Origin of the sequence: Kitasatospora sp. NPDC051702, from assembly GCF_040681575.1 — a bacterium.
GTDB lineage: Bacteria > Actinomycetota > Actinomycetes > Streptomycetales > Streptomycetaceae > Kitasatospora.
Genome location: NZ_JBFAZB010000009.1, coordinates 134,435 through 148,865, shown reverse-complemented (window position 1 = coordinate 148,865; position 14,431 = coordinate 134,435). Strand labels below are relative to the sequence as shown.

The following is a 14,431-nucleotide window of genomic DNA, read 5'->3' as shown; positions in this document are numbered from 1 at the left end:
TTGGTCAGGGGTCGTCTCCTCGACCCTCTCAGTCCTAGGTCGAACGGCGCGGCCGCCGATCGACGCGGCGGAGGGAAATCTTTTCAGGCCGCACCGGGTGCGGGCCGGGCGGCTCGCCTACCGCTCGGCTTCGTCCGATCGGTCCGGTCGTCACGGTGCCGAGATCAGTCCGGGCCCCGGAGGCGGGGAGCCGCCGACGCGAACGCCGCTCGTGACCCGCAGGAACTCCAGCTTCTCCGCGTCGGCGGAACCCGCGGCCACGGTGTAGACGACGAGACGGACGTCGCTGCCCGGGACGGTGAGCACGTCGCAGTCGCACGTCACGTCGCCGACCTGGGGGTGCACGACGGTCTTGCGGGCCGAGATGTGCCGACCGACCGCGCCCTCGTCCCACAGGCGGGCGAACTCCGCACTGGTGGAACGCAGTTCCTCCACGAGGTCGACCAGTCCACGGCTGTGGGGATACGTGACCAGGGCCGCACGCAGATCGGCGACGAGGGCGGAGCGCAGGGTGTCGCCGTCCTGCTGCACGGGCCAGGCGGCGAGCCTTCCGGGCCCCGACGCGAAGACCGCCCGCACCAGGTTCCGCTCGGTGTGCGTCCGTCCGCTGGGGTCGCCCAACAGCGCCGCCCATGCGGGAGTCCAGGACAGCAGGGTCCAGTCGGCGCTGAACACCCCCACGGGGAACTCCCCGAGGCGGGCCAGCATCCGCTGGACCCCCGCCGGGACGTGCGTGGAGATCGTCCCCTCGTGCGGGGGCAGGAGGCCGGCCAGCCGGTAGGCGTGATCGCGCTCCTCGGGTTCCAACTGCAGGGCCCTGGCCAGGCTTGCGACGACCTGCGCCGAAGGGTTCGTGGCGCGCCCCTGTTCCAGGCGCACCACGTAGTCGACCGAGAGCCCGGCGAGCTCGGCCAGCTCCTCGCGCCGCAGCCCCGCCGCGCGCCGTCCGGGCCGCGCGGTCCGCCCGATGTCCACGGGAGAAAGGCGGTCGCGCCAGCGGCGCAGTGCCGTGCCAAGTGTCTCGTCCACCCGGCCATTGTGTCCGCCGGCCGGCCCCTGTGCCTGGTACCGGCAGTCCTACTGTCGCGGAGGGCACTGGCTCTCCTCCCGCCGTCGGCCGAGAGTGGACGCATGACGACCACATTCATCACAGGTGCCAACAAGTCCCTCGGGTACGAGACCGCCCGCCGACTGGTCGAAGCGGGCCACACCGTCATCGTCGGTGCGCGCGATCCCCGGCGCGGCCGGGCGGCCGCCGACGCGCTCGGTGCCCGGTTCGTGCAGATCGACGTGACCGACGACGCGTCCGTGGCCGCGGCCGTCGCCGACGTCAGGGCTCACGAGGGAAGCATCGACGTCCTGATCAACAACGCGGGAATCCTCGGCACCTCCAACGCCGCCGACCAGATCACGGCCGCGGACGCCAGCGCGGTGTTCGAGGTCAATGTCGTGGGGATCGTCCGCGTCACCCACGCGTTCCTGCCCCTCCTGCGGATGTCCGCGAACCCGGTCATCGTCAACGTGTCGAGCGGCATGGGCTCCTTCGCGGCCACCCATGACACCGAGCGTGTCGAGGGCCGGTTCGTCGCGCCGCTCTATACGGCGTCGAAGGCCGCGGTGACCATGCTGACCACGCAGTACGCGAAGTCCTGGCCGGACGTGAAGGTGAACGCGGCCGACCCGGGCTACACGGCGACCGACTTCAACGGTCACAGCGGCCCGCAGACGGTGACCGAGGGGACCGACGCGATCGTCGAACTCGCCACCCTCGGAACGGACGGACCGACCGGGACCTTCCGTGACCGGCACGGCGCGATGGCCTGGTGAAGCCCTCGGGCAGTCCCGGGAACACGGCCGGTCCGTCCCGCCTCCCCGACGGTGGCGCCCGCGTGGCCGACCGGCCGGGAGGTCTGTTCGAGCAGGCCGGGCACATCGATGCGCCCGGTGGCTCGCCGGCCGCCGGATCGCCGTCTCCGCCGGACCCGTGCCCGAGGCCACCAACGTCATCGATCTCGTGGACGCCCTGCGCCGCGGCCTCGGCACCGCCCGCGCCAAGAGGGGCTCCTGGAGAGCACAGACCTCGCCGTCGAGGAGATCGCCCGCCCCGTCGGGTGCGGGAGCGCGGCCGTCCTACGAGAGCAGTCCGTGCGGCGCCGCGCGGTGCCGCCCCGCTCCGGGATCCGTTCGGAGCGGGGCCGGTGTCGGTTCCTCGCGAAGGCGGATGCCCCTCCCCCGCCCCGTGTCCGGGCCGGGAGGGGAGGGCGCGGGGTCAGAACTTGCGGGCCTGGGTGACCTGGTTGAGGTGGATGAGGATGTCGTAGGCCTGGCCGATCGCGAGGCGCGGCATCGGGTCGCTGACGTAGATCGAGCCCGCGTCGTAGCTGGGGCGGCTGACGGCCAGCCAGTCGCGGGCCGCCCGGGGCGCGGTGCGCAGGTCGACGTAGTAGTCCCGGTGGCGGACCTGGTCGAGGGTGTACTCGTTCATGTCCGGCGTGGCCGCCGGGACGGTGACGGTCTTCCAGTCATCGGTCAGGACAGCGCCGTTGGTGAGGAAGGAGCCGCTGTCGAAGGTGAAGCCGATGGCCACGTAGTCGCGGCCGTAGGTGTCGCGCAGGTGGGAGCCCTGCGGCTTGGGGTACAGGAAGGTGTCGGTGGCCAGGTAGCCGACGTGTCCGTTGTGGGCCGACAGCAGGACCTTGCCGCCGGTGCGGCGCTGCCACCAGGCGGTGTTGTCCGCCATCGCGCGGTCGCGCAGCTGTTCCGAGGCGGCCACCGAGGCCGGGTCGGTGATGTCCAGGGTGGTGAAGGCGAAGGTCTGGGCGATGTTCCGGGCGTGCTGCACGGCCCAGGCGTGGGCGTCGTCGTCGGGGGCGCCGGCGCCGCTGGCGATGACGAGGTCGAGCGCCTGCTGGGCCTTGGCGGCGTCGTCGCGGCGCTCGGCGGCCGGCTTGCGCAGGTAGGCGAAGGTGTCGTCGAACGGCCTCAGGTCCTTGTAGAGCCCTTCGAGCTGCGGGAGGAGGTCGGGGCGGGCGCCGCGCACGTAGGACGTGACCCGTTCGAACATCCGGTCGCCGAGCCTGGGGAGGCCGAGGTCGTCGCCGACGAAGTGGACCGGGTTCCGCGGGTGGCTCCGGTTGTGGGCGCGCATCCAGGCGATCAGGTCGGCGAACTCCTCGCGGTCCCACGGACTGCCGCCCAGGGCCTCCTTGACGATCTGCCGCGCGTCGCCCGGACCGCCCTGGACGTACTCGTCGATCTGCAGGCCGCTGCTCCAGCTCGTCTCCAGGGCGAAGGTGGTGAAGCCCTTCTCCTCGACGAGGTAGCGGAACAGCCGCTGCTTCATCGCGAAGAACTCGTGCGAGCCGTGGGTGGCCTCGCCGAGGCCGACGACCTCGGCGTCGCCGATCATCGAGCCCATGGCGCGCAGGTCGGCGTTGCCGCCGCCGGGTTCGGTCGTCCGCAGCGGCCGGGCGACGCTCTCCAACGCGCTCACCACGGCGGAGCGTTGCACCGCCGCGCCCGTGGCGGTTCCCGTGCCCGTGCCGCCCGGGGACACCGGCGCGGCGACCGCCGCCACCGGGACGAGCACCGCCGCGGCGACCACCGCCGCCAGGAGTCCACGCCGTGCGATCCGCTTGTCGTCTGCCATCGTTTCGACCACCTCAACTCGACGGGACGCCGATGACCTCGGCGTTCGATGAGTTGATCTTCGTGTGGGCAGGGCCCGCCGCGCACTGGGGAGCACCGCCATCATCACCGGGGGTAATCCCCCGCACGGATCCACCGGCCGGCACCCGCCGGCGCGCGGTGGGGTGCGCGGCGGTCGCCAGGTGGCGGGGTCATCCCAGACGCTGACCGCAGGCGCTGGGAACCTGCCGGACGGCGGCGCGGGCGGCACCCGATCCGGGGCGCCGTCAGGTCGCAGGCTCTGTATCGCCGTCTGCCCCGCCGAACCCCGCTGCTTGCTCGAACGACCGAGCCCAGGCCTGGCCAGGCCGGCAGACTCACCAGCCGCCTCGGGGCGAAACTCACCACCGCAGGTCAGCGAGGGTGCCGAAACTCCCCGGCGCCGGAGACTAGTTCCACACGGTGACGGCGACTTCCGCCCTCGGGTTGGTCGAAGTGCTGGTGAGCTTCACCACGGCCAGTTTCCCGCGATGGGTGACCAAACACGCCGACTGGCCGACGGTGACCTCCGCGTTGGGTTCCCGGTGCGTCTGTGCGAGGTCCGAACAGGCAGCCTTGGTCGGCGTCTGACCAATGGGCACCCGGGCGGCATCGCGGATGACCAGCACGGTCCCCGTGCTGTCGGGAGAGGCCTGGAGATCGATCCCGTCAGCGGTCTTCCTCGGCGGGTTTGTGTCGAGACCGTACCCGAGAGCCACGCTCTCCTGGGCGGAGATCAGCAGGGAACCGCTCCAGTACACACTGTCGGCCTTGGCCGTGGCCGAAGGGCTGCCGCTCGCAGCACCGGCCGGCGCCGACACTGCGGCGGCAGTGACCGTCGTGGTCACGGTCGCGGTGACCGTCCGGGTCTCCGGCGTTCCCGCCGGGGACTGCAGGCCTGCGGCGGGCAAGGCGAGAAAGCCCACCACGAGGCCGCCGACGCCGGTGAACGCGCCGATCACCGCCGTGACCGTCTCGACCCGGCGGCGCGGCGGCTGAACGGCTCCCGCCCCGCCCGGTGGCGGCGAGAACGAAGGCGGCACAGCGGTGCCCGCCCCGCCCGACGGCGGGGAAGACGGCGGCGGTGGTGTCGGTGGGTAGCTCATCAGGCCTCCGTCCCGTGATGAGAAGTCACCAGTACTAGCGGTCCCCCGAGTCCCCCCACGCCCGCAGTGACAAGCCGTGACGGAAGCGTTACCGGCACCCATCACCGTCTGCCCCACCGGAGGGCGGCCTTCGCCTGCGCCGCGGCGGCGCCGGGACGGCGTGTACCGCCGGGCGGCGGCGGTCGGGAAGGGCCCGGCCCCTTCCCGGCGGCTCACGTCCCCCTCGTCCCGACCAACTTTCAGGCGGCGTACTGACGCCGAAGATCGCCCCGGTGAACTGGCGGGAGCAGCTGGGCCGCCGGGACCGCCTTCCCTACCTGTGGGTGGCGGTCGTCGTCACCGTGTTGGTCCAGTTGGTCGCCGCGCTCGTGTGAGCGCGCCCGCCGCTCGGCCCGGCCGACGGCGCCAGGGGGCGAGCCGGCCGTCAGGGGCCGGTCTGGGTGAAGTGGCCGCCGAGGTAGCGGAACTCCGGCTCGTCGGGGGGCAGTTCGCCGTGTTTCGCGATCAGGTCGGCGGCGAAGGACTCGGCGTCGTCCTGCGGCCGGTAGCCGAGTGCCCGGGCGGAGGCGAGATCCCACCAGGCCCGGGTGTTGGCGGAGATGCCGTAGGCCACGACGTGCCCGGCCACCGGCCCGGTGAGCGCGGCGTGCACCAGGCGGGCGCAGTCGCCCGGGCTGAGCCAGGTGGCGAGCATCCGGATGCTGTGCGGCTCGTCCGCGAAGGAGCCGATCCGCAGCGAGACCGTCTCGGTCCCGTGCCGGTCGGCGTACAGCGAGGCGAGGTTCTCGCCGAAGCACTTGGAGAGGCCGTAGTAGGTGTCGGGCCGCTGCGGGGTGTCCACCGGCACGGTGGCGCCGTCGGCGGGCCGTTCGGTGAAGCCCACCGCGTGGTTGCTGCTGGCGTAGACGATCCGCCGCACGCCCGCCGCCCTGGCGGCCTCGTAGAGCCGGTGGGTGCCGTCGATGTTGGCGGCCAGGATGTCGGCGAACGGGGCCTCGCCCGGGATGCCCGCCAGGTGCACCACGGCGTCGACGCCGTGCGTGGCCGCCGCCAGCGCCTCGGCGTCCCCCAGGTCGGCGGTGATCGCGTCCGGTTCGCCGGGCACCGGGAGCCGGTCGAAGCAGCGCAGCCGGTAGCCGTAGGCCGGCAGCAGCTCCCGCAGACAGCTGCCGATGCGGCCGGCGGCGCCGGTGAGGAGGACGTGACGGGGCTGGTCGACCATGGTCCGTGCCTCCCGGGTTGTTCTGCGGTCACCTGACGGTACCCGCCGCCGGGCCGTCCTGACGGGTGGTCCGCCCGCGGGCATGGGCCGGGGAAACGGGGGTAGACGGCGGTCGCGGGCGGGTCGGCGGTGCGTGGGTTACCCCCCGGACACCACGCACCGCCACCCCCGCCCGCCCCCGACTGTGCGGTCGCGCTCGGCGAAGCCCGTGACCGGACCGCCACCGCCCCGGGGAAACGGGGCTCGCCGCGGGTCGGATCATCGACCTGCGCAGGGCGCGCTCGCAGCTCGTCGGCGGGAACGGAGGCGGGCCGACGGCGAAGTCGGCACACGGCCCGATCCCCACTGGTCGGCGCGGGGCGCCCGGACGACAGCCGCCCGGCGCCGGTCCGTCGCGCCTTCGTCGCCGTGGTCGAGTCCGTCCGGTCCGACGCGTCGGCCGAGCAGCAGATGCGGCCGTCATCCGGCCTCGCCGTCGCCCAAGGTGTCGTCGCCCAGCGCGGTGAGCACGGTGCGCAGGGCCGCCACCAGGGCCTCGGTCTGCGGTGCGTCGAGGCCGGAGAGGACGCGCCGTTCGACGGCGAGGTGGGTGGGGAGGGCGCGGTCGACCAGGGCGCGGCCCTCGGGGGTGAGGGCCACGCGGCGGCTGCGGCGGTCAGTCCCGCTGGGTGTGCGGATGACCAGGCCGCGGGCTTCCAGCCGGTCGAGGCGCTGGCTGATCGCCCCGGAGGTGACCATCGACGACCGCATCAGGCCGGTGGGGGTGTGGAGGTGGGGCGGGCCGCTGCGGCGCAGGGTGGCGAGGACGTCGAAGGAGGCGGCGTCCAGGTCGTGTTCGGCGAAGTTCCGCTTCAGTTCGGTGTCGACGAGGCGGCTGAGGCGTGTGAGCCGGCCGAAGACCTCCATCGGGGAGACGTCGAGGTCGGGGCGTTCCGTGCCCCACTGCCGCACCACCCGGTCCACGTGATCTGCCACGGGTCCAGGGTAGGCGATGTCTTAGCGGTGAGGTACCTCACATCGGCGATCACCCGGGGCCGCATCCAGATGCCTTAGCGCTGAGATACATTGGCTTAGTGCTAAGTAATCGACTCGCCATCGTGCTGCTGACCGCCCTCGCCCCCGCCATCTGGGGCTCGACCTACCTCGTCACCACCGAACTGCTCCCGCCCGACCGGCCGCTGCTTGCCGGGGTGATCCGCGCCCTGCCGGCCGGCCTGCTCCTCATCGCCGTCACCCGCCGCCTGCCGAAGGGCAGTTGGTGGTGGCGCTCGCTGGTGCTGGGCGCGCTCAACATCGGCGCGTTCTTCGCGCTCCTCTTCATCGCCGCCTACCGGCTGCCCGGCGGGGTCGCGGCCACCCTCGGCTCGGTCCAGCCGCTGATCGCCGCCGGACTCTCCGCCGGGCTCCTGGGCGATCGGCTCTCCCTGCGCACCGTGCTGTCCGGCATCGCCGGCGTGGCCGGCGTCAGCCTGATGGTCCTGCGCGCCGGTGCGCAGCTCGACGCCCTCGGGGTGGCCGCCGCACTCGGCGGCGCGGTCGTGATGGCCACCGGCGTCGTCCTCTCCAAGCGGTGGACCTCACCGGCCCCGCTGCTCGCCACCACCGGCTGGCAGCTCACCGCGGGCGGTCTGCTGCTGCTCCCGGTCGCGCTCCTGGTGGAGGGCGCGCCGCCGACCCACCTGACGGGCGGCAACCTGCTCGGCTACGGCTACCTCAGCGTGATCGGCGCGGCCGTGGCGTACGCGCTGTGGTTCCGCGGGATCCGCGCGCTGCCGCCGACCTCCGTCACCTTCCTCGGGCTGCTCAGCCCGGTGGTCGCCACCGCGCTCGGCTGGCTCGCCCTCGGGCAGGACCTTAGCCCCGTCCAGGCGCTCGGGGCGGTGATCGTGCTCGGCTCGCTGGTCGCGGCGCAGACGCAGCGGCGGACCGGCCCCGCCGCCCCGCAGGGCCCGGTCTCCCCCGCCGCGCAGCCCGCGCCGGCCACGGCCGCCGCGACGCGGCAGCCCGTCCACGGGCGCACCCGCTGAGCCCGAGCACCCTCCGACCGTCCACGGCGCCCGAGCGCCTGCCTCGCCCGAAACCCGTTCGTCCCCCGTACGTCCCCTTCCTGAACCGGAGAACCCCATGCGCATCACCGTCTTCGGCGCCACCGGCAACGTCGGCAGCCGGGTGGTGGCCGAGGCCGTCGCCCGCGGCCACCAGGTCACCGCCGTCCTGCGCGACCCCGCCCGGCCGCACGGCCTGCCCGGCGCCGTCACCGTCGCCACCGGCGACGCCCGCATCCCCGAGGACGTCGCCCGGCTGGCCACCGGCCAGGACGTGGTGATCGGCGCCACCCGCCCGGCGCCCGGCAGCGAGCCCGAACTCGCCACCGCCACCAAGGGCCTGCTGGCCGGCCTGGCCGGGACGGGCGTGCGCCTGCTGCTCGTCGGCGGCGCCGGCAGCCTCACCCTGCCGGGCGGCGACGGCGCCACCGTCGTCGACGACCCCGCCTTCCCGCCCTCCTGGCTGCCCATCGCCCGGGCCTGTGGCGAGCAGCTCGCCCTGTGCCGCGCGGACACCGAGGTCGACTGGGCCTACCTCAGCCCCGCCGCCCTCCTCGCACCGGGTGAGCGCACCGGCCGCTACCGGCTCGGCAAGGACGAACTGCTGGTCGACGCCGACGGTGTCTCCGCCGTCTCGATGGAGGACCTCGCCGTCGCCCTGCTCGACGAGGCCGAGCGGCCCGCCCACCAGCGCACGCGCTTCACCGTCGCGTACTGAGGCGGACCCGGCCGGGCTGTCGACCGGTCCGATCGCCGGCGGGGCGTGATCTCCGCCGACGCAAGGACCGGGTTCCTGTCACACCGTGAGCATCTGGAGGGTTTCGTGGGATCGTGCAGTGCACCGGCAGCCGCCGTACCGTCGGCGGACAGGTTCACCCGGTCCGGTGAGGCGGCGCCGAGCGAGGCGGTACCGAGCGACGCGGCGCCGAGTGAGCCGGGGTCCGGTGACGCGATGTCCGGTGACGCGGTGTCCGGTGAGCTGATGCTCGTCGCGCTCGCCACGGAACACCTGGCCGGCTTCCGTACCGGGATCACGAACCTGGGGCTGGGGCCCGTACAGGTGTCGACCTTCGCCGTCTCGCCGGTCCGGTCGCACCGCACCCCGTTCCGTGTCCCGCGGGGTGACCCCGAGCAGTACCAGCTGGTGCTGACGACGCCACGCGCCCTCCGGGTGCCCCGGCCCCGCCCCGAGGCGGTGATCGCGGAGGACCCGTTACGGCCGGGCACCTCACCTGCCCCGGAGGACACCGGGACGACCTCCGACGGCGGGCTCGTGCAGGCGATCGTGCTGCAGATGCCCCGGTCCGTCCTGCCACTGCAGCCGAGCCGGACCGACCGCCTACTCGCCCGGCCCATCCCCGTGTCCGGGGGAACGGGAGCGATCCTCGCCGACTTCCTGACCGCACTCGTCACGCACGGCCCGGACTGCCGGGCCGAGGAAACCGGACGCCTGGGATCCATCGCCGTCGACCTGGCCACCGCCTGCCTGGCCCAGCACCTCGGAGCCCTCGGCGAGGCACCGGCCGAGGCACCGGCCGAGGCCCGCGCCCGGGCCATGCGGCAGCGGATCGCCGGCTTCATCGAGCACAACCTCGGCGACCCGGACCTGACGCCCCGGACCATCGCCGACCGGCACCACATCTCCCTGCGCGGCCTCTACACGCTCTTCGAGGGGCAACCCGTCAGCGTCGCGGCCTCCATCCGCCGAAGCCGGCTCGAACGCTGTCACGCCGACCTCGCGCGCCACGAGCTGAGGAACCACTCCGTCCAGGCGATCGCGGGCCGCTGGGGCTTCCCGAACGCCACCGTCTTCAGCCGCGCGTTCCGCGAGGCGTACGGCATCACGCCGACCGAGCACCGCGCGAACGCCCTCCGGACCGCACTGCACGCAGGGTCGGGAGGCCCTGCACGGCATGTGCACCACAGCGCGCCGACCCGGCCTAGATTTCATGGCGCCGGAGACCACAGGCCGACGTAAGCGGTGTTCACGGGTGGGGAGTTGACGGTCCGCCGTGGGATCACGGCGGCCGGGGCGCGGTCGTGCCCCTCACCCCCGCGCCACCATCGCCGTCCGCCCGAAGAAGAGGAACAGTCCGTGACCATCCGCCTCAAGCTCGCCACCGTTCTCGCGGCCGTCGCCGCCACCACCGCACTCGGCACCCTCGCCGCCCCGGCGAACGCCGCCTCCCCCGTCAAGGCCGCGGCCGGCCACCACAGCTACAACCCGCAGGCGCCGCTCGGATCGATCGACAACCCGGTCATCATCGGCGGCAACCAGGAACTCGCCGTTCTCACCCCGGCGCAGCGCGCGGCCACGGACCAGGCGAAGATCGCACTCGCCGCCGAGGCCAAGAGCCGCGAGGAGGGCACCCGGCTCAACGTCAGCCCGCAGCCCGCCACCGACCACAACTGCGTCGTCGGCGTGTACTGGTCCCAGTGCGACAGCGCCGGCTGGGGCTGGTGGACCCTCGCCACCACCCTGGACAAGAACCACCACGAGTGGGCGACCCAGCAGGGGTACTCCCCCAACCACAACTTCGACACCTACATGGACCGGTCCTACGACGGCGGCAGCACCTGGGACGGCATCCTCAGCACGGTGGTGAACACCGCCGCCTGGGGCGACAGCATCTACGACGGCCCCGGCAACTGGGTCCGTGCCTGCATCTACAACATGGACGACCACCTCGTCGCCTGCGACGCATGGCACTGACCGGCTGCCCGCCGTGCTCCTGAGCGGGCACCGGTGAACGACAGGCCCCGCACCCCGAAGACGGATGCGTGCACCCTCGATGATCAAAATCCAGACAGCCGTGGAAGGCCAGGGCGGCGGGCGGTGAGCAGGGCGTCGAGGTCGCTGGAGGTGAACAGGGCGACGGTGGGCAGATCAACGGCTAGGCCGCTTCTTTCAGATCATCTCGCCGACCAGATGAAGAAGACGGCGATGGATGTGGGTCTGCGGGCGGAAGAAAACCATGGCCAAGGAATAGTCAAGTGTGTTTATCCTTCTCACCAACCAAGCAAGATCAACTTTGGGGGGACATCATCAACATCGTTCGTCGAGCCGCAGCGACCTTCGCGGCGTTTTTCGCGGTCCTTTTCGTCGCATCACCCGCCCATGCGGACGCAGCCGGGTACCCTCTGGCCAACTCCGCCAGGCCCAGCAATTTCTGTGCGACGCCTGAGGGCAACAGCACCGCCAACGGCACGGTCATCACCCTGTGGACGTGCAACGGCAACGATCTCCAGATGTTCTACTGGAGGGGGGACGCCCTGGTGCACAGCGCCAGCGGCAAGTGCCTGACCCCTCGCGGCAACAGCACCGCCAACGGCGCCGTGCTGACCCTGTGGACGTGCACCGGCTCCTCTGTTCAGAACTTCGACCAGGTTCGCGGGTCCCAGACCACCATCAGGCCCTCAAACGCCAGGGACAAGTGCCTGACCAACTACGGCGGCTCGCAGGCCAACGGTGTCTGGGTCACGCTCTGGACGTGCGCAAGCAACCCTCCCGCCGAGCAGCAGTGGTCGTGGACCGGTAACTAGCCGACCCGCGTCGCATGTTCGCCCTCGCTGCTTCCCGCAGCGAGGGCGTTTCCAGTCCAGGCACCAGCAAGCCCCGGCCCCTCTGCCCACAAGCGTGGACAGAGGGACGGGGCGGTCTTGCTCAGTCGTCTTCCTGGAGAAGGCGGCGCGCTTGGCCGCTCACATCCGGCGTATCCGGCGTGTCTCCTCGGGGGTGCTGGTGGTAAACTCACCAGTTCCCGGTCGCCTGTCGAAAGCAAAACAGCCCCTGCCTTGCCCTCTTCAGTAGCTCCGCTGCCTGGCCGGCTTGGGCTTCCGTCAGATGCTCCCGCATCGAGGGCCCCAGCCGCCGGCGGAGGCCGTCCGCCCGGCTTCGACCGCGAGGCCCAGAAACAGCGCAACACCGTCGAACGGTGCATCAACCGCCTGAAGAACTGGCGCGAACTGGCCACCCGCTACGGGAAGACCGCCACCGTCTTCCAGGCCGGACTCCACATTGCAGGCATCGTCACCTGGTCCGCCCGCTGATCCAAAGGAAAGAACCTAGTCCTGCGGCCCGACCGGCGCCAGCCGCAGTTGTTCCACCCGGCCGGGCCAGTGCGGCCGGGTGGCCGCGCCCTCGGTGAACCAGAGCAGCACGTCGGCCTCCTCGCGGACGGGCAGCGCGGGGAAGGTGTTGGCCGCGTGCTCGGTGCGGTGCGCCGCCGGGCCCGCCGCGGGCCCGCTCCCGCCGGGCTCCAGGTGGCAGATCGTCACCGTCACCAGCGGCGTGTACGCGGGCGGACGGTAGCCGGGGCCGCGCAGCAGCAGCACGTCGTCCGAGTCGAGCATGGTCGCGTTCGCCGCCTCCCGGTGCTCCCGCCACAGCGGCCCGTAGTAGAACGCTTCGAGCGCCCGCTTGCGCTGCGCCATGTCCGGGAAGGCCCGCACCCAGACGAACCGGTCCGGGTCGTCCACGTCGCGGAACCGCCCGCCGAGCGTGATCCCCACGGCCTCCTGCGCCGTCACGAACTCCCGCTCGAACAGCTCGATCAGCGTCTCCCGCATCCCGGGACGCAGGGTGTACTGCCGCAGCTCGACGATCAACGCGTGAACTCCATCACCCAGTTGAGCTCCCAGCTCGCCCCGCCGTCGGCCGAGAACCGCTGCTCCCAGCGGGCCGCGTCCGGGCCGAGCCGGTACCAGGTGTACTGCACCCGGATCGGGCGGCCCTGGTAGCTGTCCTCGCCGAAGAAGTCCCCCCGGTCGCCGTCGAAGCCGCCGACCACCGGCGGCTCGAGCCGGCCGGTGCGGCTGTCGGCCCAGTGGAGCGACCACTGCTTGCTGTCCTGGTCGTACAGCCGCAGGGTCGCCCCCTGGCGGCCCAGGGTCGGGAAGGTGATCTCGTCGAAGTTGCCCGTGCCGCCGAAGAGCGGCCGGGCGACGCTGGTCCCGGGGAACTCCTCCCAGTCGTCGCTGCCGGTGAGCGGAGCGGTGAGCTTGCGGTTGGTGACCTGCCAGGTGCCGGTGAAGAAGTCGAAGTCGTTCATGGGAGGGACGCTACGGCCGGTCCACTGACACCTCCTGTCAGTGGATACTTCCGGGTGTGCGCGCTTCCCGACTGCTCTCCCTCCTGCTGCTCCTGCAGAACCGCGGCCGGCTGACCGCCGCCCAGCTGGCCGAGGAGCTGGAGGTCTCCGTCCGCACCGTCTACCGCGACGTGGAGGCGCTCGCCGCGGCCGGCATCCCGCTCTACGGCGAGGCCGGGCACGCGGGCGGCTACCAGCTCCTGGACGGCTTCCGCACCCGCCTGACCGGCCTCACCACCAGCGAGGCCCAGGCCGCCTTCCTCGCCGCCCTCCCCGGCCCGGCCGCCCAGCTCGGCCTCGGCGAGGCCCTGTCCACCGCGCAGCTCAAGCTGCGCGCCGCGCTGCCCACCCCGGCCGGCTGGGTCGAGGACCGGTTCCACCTCGACGCCCCCGGCTGGTACGGCCGCGCCGACGAGACCCCGCACCTGGCCGCCGTCGCGGACGCCGTCCGGGAGCGGTACGCGATCCTGGTGCGCTACTGCCGCTGGGAGGGGACGGTCGAACGCCGCCTCGAACCGTACGGCCTGGTCCTCAAGGCCGGCCGCTGGTACCTCGTCGCCTCCCCCGGCGAGGGCGCCGCCCCACGCACCTACCGGGTCGACCAGATCCTCGAACTCACCGCCCTGGCAGAGCAGTTCACTCCCCCAGCCGGCTTCCGCCTGGCCGCCCACTGGCAGGCGCAGGTCGCCGACTTCCACGCCCGCCGCCACACCGCGCACGCCACCGTCCGCCTCTCCCCCCGCGGCCTCGGCCGGATCCGCGAGCACCTCGGCCCCGCCGAGCACCGGGCCGCCACCGAGACCGGCACCCTCGACCCCGACGGCTGGACCACGGCGCGCCTCCCCATCGAGTCCCTGGCCCACGCCCACGACCAGTTCCTCAAGCTGGGCGCCGACCTCGAAGTCCTCGCCCCGCCGGAACTGAGGGATTCGATCGCCGCCACCGTCCGCGAACTCGCCGCCCGCTACCTCGGCACACCCGGCGCGCAGGGCGACTGACGCCCCGTCGCGCGCCACAGGCCGAGAACCCACGGCCGCCTCGCCCGCCTTCTCGCCGACACCGGCGGGCACCTCACACCGGTCCCCCACCGAACTCCTGTGTGAACTCCGTGCGCAGCGGGGGCCGGTGTTGAAGCAGACGCCCAGGTCCCCTGCCGGCAGGTCTGTGACAGCTACGGCACCCACTCGACCCCGGCAATCTGTGCCGGGCTGGCTCAGCATCCCAGGTTCCGCATGCACTTCACCTCGACCGGGTCGTGTGGATGAACCAGGTGGAGCGCTGGTTCGGCTTCCTCACCGATCA

14 protein-coding genes and 1 pseudogene are annotated in these 14,431 nt (G+C 72.7%); 8 read left to right on the top strand and 7 right to left on the bottom strand.

From position 1 onward, the window contains the following. Nucleotides 1-150: 150 nt before the first annotated feature. Nucleotides 151-1,029 carry a helix-turn-helix transcriptional regulator gene (locus AB0N04_RS11130; RefSeq protein WP_360213451.1) on the bottom strand — a complete coding sequence of 293 codons (879 nt, stop codon included), beginning with the start codon at nucleotides 1,027-1,029 and terminating at the stop codon, nucleotides 151-153. Between the two features lie 102 nt (nucleotides 1,030-1,131). Here AB0N04_RS11130 and AB0N04_RS11125 point away from each other — a divergent pair, with 102 nt between their 5' ends. After that, the gene (locus AB0N04_RS11125; protein WP_360213453.1) at nucleotides 1,132-1,827 is read left to right on the top strand and encodes an SDR family NAD(P)-dependent oxidoreductase; all 696 of its coding nucleotides are present in this window, start codon (nucleotides 1,132-1,134) and stop codon (nucleotides 1,825-1,827) included. A 442-nt stretch (nucleotides 1,828-2,269) separates the two neighbouring features. On the opposite strand, the gene AB0N04_RS11120 is transcribed toward AB0N04_RS11125, so the two are convergent. The 4 genes from AB0N04_RS11120 to AB0N04_RS11105 form a co-directional block, all read right to left on the bottom strand. Continuing rightward, nucleotides 2,270-3,649, bottom strand: a complete 1,380-nt coding sequence (locus tag AB0N04_RS11120) for an erythromycin esterase family protein (protein WP_360213455.1) — start codon at nucleotides 3,647-3,649, stop codon at nucleotides 2,270-2,272. A 427-nt stretch (nucleotides 3,650-4,076) separates the two neighbouring features. After that, nucleotides 4,077-4,772, bottom strand: coding sequence for a hypothetical protein (locus AB0N04_RS11115; RefSeq protein WP_360213457.1), 696 nt, complete (start codon nucleotides 4,770-4,772; stop codon nucleotides 4,077-4,079). 424 nt (nucleotides 4,773-5,196) lie between these two features. Continuing rightward, on the bottom strand, nucleotides 5,197-5,994 hold the full coding sequence (locus tag AB0N04_RS11110; protein ID WP_360213459.1) for an NAD(P)-dependent oxidoreductase: 798 nt from the start codon (nucleotides 5,992-5,994) through the stop codon (nucleotides 5,197-5,199). A 459-nt stretch (nucleotides 5,995-6,453) separates the two neighbouring features. Next, nucleotides 6,454-6,969 carry a MarR family transcriptional regulator gene (locus AB0N04_RS11105; protein WP_360213461.1) on the bottom strand — a complete coding sequence of 172 codons (516 nt, stop codon included), beginning with the start codon at nucleotides 6,967-6,969 and terminating at the stop codon, nucleotides 6,454-6,456. Nucleotides 6,970-7,067: 98 nt separating this feature from the next. On the opposite strand from AB0N04_RS11105, the gene AB0N04_RS11100 reads away from it, so the two are divergent. The 6 genes and pseudogenes from AB0N04_RS11100 to AB0N04_RS11075 form a co-directional block, all read left to right on the top strand. Then, nucleotides 7,068-8,021, top strand: a complete 954-nt coding sequence (locus tag AB0N04_RS11100; RefSeq protein ID WP_360213463.1) for an EamA family transporter — start codon at nucleotides 7,068-7,070, stop codon at nucleotides 8,019-8,021. Between the two features lie 97 nt (nucleotides 8,022-8,118). Beyond that, a complete protein-coding gene (locus AB0N04_RS11095) occupies nucleotides 8,119-8,757 on the top strand; it encodes an NAD(P)H-binding protein (RefSeq protein WP_360213465.1) in 639 nt (212 codons plus the stop codon). 234 nt (nucleotides 8,758-8,991) lie between these two features. Continuing rightward, nucleotides 8,992-10,017, top strand: coding sequence for a helix-turn-helix domain-containing protein (locus AB0N04_RS11090; protein ID WP_360213467.1), 1,026 nt, complete (start codon nucleotides 8,992-8,994; stop codon nucleotides 10,015-10,017). A gap of 117 nt (nucleotides 10,018-10,134) precedes the next feature. Then, the gene (locus AB0N04_RS11085) at nucleotides 10,135-10,752 is read left to right on the top strand and encodes a hypothetical protein (RefSeq protein WP_360213469.1); all 618 of its coding nucleotides are present in this window, start codon (nucleotides 10,135-10,137) and stop codon (nucleotides 10,750-10,752) included. A gap of 281 nt (nucleotides 10,753-11,033) precedes the next feature. Continuing rightward, nucleotides 11,034-11,582 (top strand): RICIN domain-containing protein, encoded by a 549-nt coding sequence (locus AB0N04_RS11080; RefSeq protein ID WP_360213471.1) that lies wholly within the window; start codon nucleotides 11,034-11,036, stop codon nucleotides 11,580-11,582. 351 nt (nucleotides 11,583-11,933) lie between these two features. Then, nucleotides 11,934-12,089: pseudogene (locus AB0N04_RS11075) on the top strand (IS5/IS1182 family transposase); the annotation flags it as partial. A 15-nt stretch (nucleotides 12,090-12,104) separates the two neighbouring features. Here AB0N04_RS11075 and AB0N04_RS11070 read toward each other — a convergent pair. After that, complete coding sequence (locus tag AB0N04_RS11070; RefSeq protein WP_360213473.1) at nucleotides 12,105-12,647, bottom strand: NIPSNAP family protein; 543 nt, start codon at nucleotides 12,645-12,647, stop codon at nucleotides 12,105-12,107. Further along, nucleotides 12,644-13,090 (bottom strand): hypothetical protein, encoded by a 447-nt coding sequence (locus AB0N04_RS11065; RefSeq protein WP_360213475.1) that lies wholly within the window; start codon nucleotides 13,088-13,090, stop codon nucleotides 12,644-12,646. The genes AB0N04_RS11070 and AB0N04_RS11065 overlap by 4 nt, the downstream gene beginning before the upstream one ends. Nucleotides 13,091-13,146: 56 nt before the next feature. On the opposite strand from AB0N04_RS11065, the gene AB0N04_RS11060 reads away from it, so the two are divergent. Further along, a complete protein-coding gene (locus AB0N04_RS11060) occupies nucleotides 13,147-14,127 on the top strand; it encodes a YafY family protein (protein WP_360213477.1) in 981 nt (326 codons plus the stop codon). Nucleotides 14,128-14,431 lie beyond the last annotated feature (304 nt).

What these genes read in the sequence shown, in the direction of transcription:
- AB0N04_RS11125 (WP_360213453.1), top strand. Translation starts at nt 1,132, where the DNA reads ATGACGACCACATTCATCACAGGTGCCAACAAGTCCCTCGGGTACGAG.
- AB0N04_RS11120 (WP_360213455.1), bottom strand. Translation starts at nt 3,649, where the DNA reads ATGGCAGACGACAAGCGGATCGCACGGCGTGGACTCCTGGCGGCGGTG.
- AB0N04_RS11115 (WP_360213457.1), bottom strand. Translation starts at nt 4,772, where the DNA reads ATGAGCTACCCACCGACACCACCGCCGCCGTCTTCCCCGCCGTCGGGC.
- AB0N04_RS11110 (WP_360213459.1), bottom strand. Translation starts at nt 5,994, where the DNA reads ATGGTCGACCAGCCCCGTCACGTCCTCCTCACCGGCGCCGCCGGCCGC.
- AB0N04_RS11095 (WP_360213465.1), top strand. Translation starts at nt 8,119, where the DNA reads ATGCGCATCACCGTCTTCGGCGCCACCGGCAACGTCGGCAGCCGGGTG.
- AB0N04_RS11090 (WP_360213467.1), top strand. Translation starts at nt 8,992, where the DNA reads ATGTCCGGTGACGCGGTGTCCGGTGAGCTGATGCTCGTCGCGCTCGCC.
- AB0N04_RS11065 (WP_360213475.1), bottom strand. Translation starts at nt 13,090, where the DNA reads ATGAACGACTTCGACTTCTTCACCGGCACCTGGCAGGTCACCAACCGC.